Annotated in this window: 6 tRNA genes; all 6 read left to right on the plus strand. The window is 52.0% G+C overall.

The window, feature by feature from the left end:
• The first annotated feature begins 52 nt into the window (after nucleotides 1–52).
• The 6 genes from TY15_RS23025 to TY15_RS23050 all read left to right on the plus strand — a co-directional run bounded on the left by TY15_RS23025 (nucleotide 53) and on the right by TY15_RS23050 (nucleotide 582).
• Nucleotides 53–127: transfer RNA gene (locus TY15_RS23025), tRNA-Glu, on the plus strand.
• 6 nt (nucleotides 128–133) lie between these two features.
• Nucleotides 134–209 (plus strand) — tRNA-Val (locus tag TY15_RS23030).
• Between the two features lie 10 nt (nucleotides 210–219).
• A tRNA-Arg gene (locus TY15_RS23035) sits at nucleotides 220–296 on the plus strand.
• A 5-nt stretch (nucleotides 297–301) separates the two neighbouring features.
• Nucleotides 302–378: transfer RNA gene (locus TY15_RS23040), tRNA-Pro, on the plus strand.
• Between the two features lie 29 nt (nucleotides 379–407).
• Nucleotides 408–484, plus strand: a tRNA-Met gene (locus TY15_RS23045).
• A 5-nt stretch (nucleotides 485–489) separates the two neighbouring features.
• A tRNA-Ser gene (locus tag TY15_RS23050) sits at nucleotides 490–582 on the plus strand.
• Nucleotides 583–612: the final 30 nt, after the last annotated feature.

Below are 612 nucleotides of genomic sequence, written 5' to 3' on the forward strand. Positions count from 1 at the left end.
GTTGCCAGGCACTGCCCCTTTGGGGCTATTATTTTGTCAAAATATGATTGATGGCCCCTTGGTCAAGCGGTTAAGACACCTCCCTTTCACGGAGGTAACACGGGTTCGAGTCCCGTAGGGGTCACCATTTTTCGGAGGATTAGCTCAGCTGGGAGAGCATCTGCCTTACAAGCAGAGGGTCGGCGGTTCGATCCCGTCATCCTCCACCATATAAGTTTTGCGCCCGTAGCTCAATTGGATAGAGCGTCTGACTACGGATCAGAAGGTTGTGGATTCGACTTCTTCCGGGCGCGCCATATTTCGGGAAGTAGCTCAGCTTGGTAGAGCACTTGGTTTGGGACCAAGGGGTCGCAGGTTCGAATCCTGTCTTCCCGACCAGTCGAAGGTTTACAATAATATATGTATTTGGCGGTGTAGCTCAGCTGGCTAGAGCGTACGGTTCATACCCGTAAGGTCGGGGGTTCGATCCCCTCCGCCGCTACCAATAATGGAGGAATACCCAAGTTTGGCTGAAGGGATCGGTCTTGAAAACCGACAGGCGGGTAACACCGCGCGGGGGTTCGAATCCCTCTTCCTCCTCCATATGTAACCTTTATGATTTCTATAATTTCT

Source organism: Neobacillus jeddahensis, from assembly GCF_000612625.1.
Taxonomy (GTDB): domain Bacteria; phylum Bacillota; class Bacilli; order Bacillales; family Cytobacillaceae; genus Neobacillus; species Neobacillus jeddahensis.